This window comes from Elusimicrobiota bacterium, assembly GCA_026388075.1.
GTDB lineage: Bacteria > Elusimicrobiota > Endomicrobiia > Endomicrobiales > JAPLKN01 > JAPLKN01.
Map to the genome: position 1 here is coordinate 1 of JAPLKN010000005.1, position 2,752 is coordinate 2,752.

General features: G+C 35.0%; 3 protein-coding genes. All 3 read left to right on the forward strand.

What is annotated here, in order from left to right; genetic code table 11:
* The first annotated feature begins 847 nt into the window (after window positions 1–847).
* The 3 genes from NT145_00200 (at window position 848) to NT145_00210 (ending at window position 2,456) form a co-directional block, all read left to right on the forward strand.
* Window positions 848–1,678: a hypothetical protein gene (locus tag NT145_00200; protein ID MCX5781119.1), complete on the forward strand. Its 831-nt coding sequence runs from the start codon at window positions 848–850 to the stop codon at window positions 1,676–1,678.
* 87 nt (window positions 1,679–1,765) lie between these two features.
* Complete coding sequence (locus NT145_00205) at window positions 1,766–1,879, forward strand: hypothetical protein (GenBank protein ID MCX5781120.1); 114 nt, start codon at window positions 1,766–1,768, stop codon at window positions 1,877–1,879.
* 25 nt (window positions 1,880–1,904) lie between these two features.
* On the forward strand, window positions 1,905–2,456 hold the full coding sequence (locus NT145_00210; GenBank protein ID MCX5781121.1) for a GyrI-like domain-containing protein: 552 nt from the start codon (window positions 1,905–1,907) through the stop codon (window positions 2,454–2,456).
* Window positions 2,457–2,752 lie beyond the last annotated feature (296 nt).

Consider the following 2,752-nt stretch of genomic DNA (forward strand, 5'->3'; position numbering starts at 1 on the left):
TTTGCTTCAGAACAAGATATTATCCTTAATCTTGGAAATTTCCTGTTCGAGTTTAACCATTTACGCAAACATGGCGGTTTGAATTATATAACACCATTTGATAAACTACAAAAAGTTACCGAATTATTGAGCTAGTACAACAGACACCTATTTACTTCTGTCATTTCTGTAAATAGCAAGCAGAAAACTAGCGGCAATAAGTTAAATAAGTAAAGCCAGGCACTGAATCTTGATACATTTTGAAAGTTTTGAAGGTGTAAAGGTGTAAAAGCGAAGCTGTTGCCGAACTACATTTTTCCACTATTTTGTCATTACCCGGCTTGACCGGTAATCTACTATATTAGATGAAATATTTCTGGATCTCCGGGTCCCTCCACAAAACCGGCGGGCAGGCAAGCCCGAAGATGACAGAAAGTAGAGTTCGGTAAAAGCCTCAAAGTTAAAAATCTTAAACCTTCTAAACATTTACACTTTCTAAACTTTGAAACGTTTCTATAGTTTTACCCTTCCAAACTTTTACATTTTTGCACGCCTTTGGTCTTTAATGCCCAGTTTTAAAATATTTCAACTTTCATAACTTTATAAACATTATAACTTTTAAACGTCTTTGTCTTTAAATATTTATTGACACAAACAAACCAAATAGATAAAATGATCAAAACTAAAGGAAAAGGACATCCTGTGAAGATCAGGATGTCTTGATTATCAGCCCAAGGCTGATCCCTGCCCGCCGGCAGGCGCGGCGACTGGGGCGGACGCAGATTAGATAAAGATTACTCAGATAGAACAAAAAAACCAAATAGCTGAAAAAACGCAGGTATAAGGAACATTATACCAGGAAAATAAAATGAAAGCACGCAGCGCAAAAATAGCTCAAAACTGGATTTATACATTTATATCTCTAATATCTGTCTCTACAATTGTTGCTGCATATTTTGTTACCAGAGACAATTTTAATCTTATGAGGGAAGATATGGAAATGCGAAATAGGCCTATACTTTCCCTTGAAGATTGGAACCTTGATTTAAATAAGGAAAGATATGGCCGGGATATATGCAAGTTCAGCTGGGAAACAAAGAATTATGGGCAGACACCAGCCACAAATGTTTCTTTAGAGTTAAAATTTTATTCAGTTAATGATAATGAATTATATTCAAGGACGATTTATAGAAATAAGTATCTTGTGCCGGGCAAAGCAATAACTCAAGAAACTGAAAATATTAGTTCTGAGTTTGCTCTTCCTTCCGATCTTAAGTTATACCAGCGTTTCCAGAATGAACGGCTGCACATGAAAATTAAACTTAAATACAACGGTTTGAAAGAAAGAAAAAGACAATATTTATATGAAATATCAGGCTATATTAGAGAAGACGGATGGAAGACAAGTTCAGAATCCTGGGATGAACTGGCAAGACAAGAAAATACAATTTATTTAAAATTTCCTGAAGGTCATTGGATGAAATATGGCTTTAGACTTGCATTAAATACTTCATTGCTGGAAGGGCACAAACTGCACACATATCTAGTAAAAAAAGTAGCGGACTTTTTCTCCGGGAAAAAGATGTATGTATTTGCTGCAGAGTTTGCATTAGCAGTGAAAGATGTGGACGAGGAATTAAAAAAAAGCCAGCGACTTTCTTTTGTTTCGCCTAAAGAATCCCGCAAGAAAAGAAGATAAAAAGACATAGGATACCTTGATTATCAGCCCAAGGCTGATCCCTGCCCGCCGGCAGGCGCGGCGACTGGGGCGGACGCAGATTAGACAATGATTACACAGATGAAACAAATTGATGAACTGACTGGGAAAATAATAGGTTGCTGTTTTAAGGTTCATAAGGAATTGGGCCCCGGATTTAACGAGAAAATATATCAGGTATAATGAACATTATACCAGGAGGTCTGAAATGAGAATATTTTTGATAATTGTTGCATTAATTATAATATCTATCGGCATCTATTTTTATTCGCTGGGCACGTTTATGCGGATAAACGTTGTTGAAAAAGAGATCGGACCTTTTCAGCTGGTTTATAAAGAACATAAAGGCTCCTACAACGGAGTTGGAAAAATTCAAATGGAAATTTATCGGGATCTGCTTAACAATGAAAAAATAGATACCTCAAAGGGATTCGGGATATATTATGATAATCCTAAAACTGTGAAGGAAGCAGATTTACGAAGCATTGTAGGCGTTATTTTGGAAGAAAAAGATTACGTTAAGATACCTAAACTAAAAACAAAATATAACATAATGCTGTATCCTAAAACGCCGAGTATGACTGCAGAATTTCCGCTTAAAAATATACTGTCAATTTATATCGGTGTAATGAAAGTTTATCCAGTGCTTAGCAAATATATTAAAAACAAAAATTATGAAGGCGTTCCTTCAATGGAAATTTACGATATGGCAGGAAAAAAGATTATTTATTCAATGCAGGTAAAAACTAAAAAAAAGTAAGAAATAATTATTTAAAATAATAAAACGGGCGGCAGTTAAAAATAATTGCCACCCGTTTTTTATTTGTATTTCTATATATTTAATCCGATCTTTTGGTTGCCTTTCGTATCCTGTCTGCCTTCAGATAGTGGCATAACTACTAAAATCAGCCCCTAATGTCATTCTGGGCATAAAGGTTAAAAAGTGTTGCTATTTTTGACAGTTTTGAAGTAGCAAAACCATTTTAAGTAACTAATTTTATGCCTTTCAGAAAGACCGCGATGATTTCTATATTGATGCTTTATTTGCGAAAAGAA

Excerpts from the sequence above, each read along its gene's own strand:
- NT145_00200 (MCX5781119.1), top strand. The coding sequence starts at position 848 with ATGAAAGCACGCAGCGCAAAAATAGCTCAAAACTGGATTTATACATTT.
- NT145_00205 (MCX5781120.1), top strand. The coding sequence starts at position 1,766 with ATGATTACACAGATGAAACAAATTGATGAACTGACTGGGAAAATAATA.
- NT145_00210 (MCX5781121.1), top strand. The coding sequence starts at position 1,905 with ATGAGAATATTTTTGATAATTGTTGCATTAATTATAATATCTATCGGC.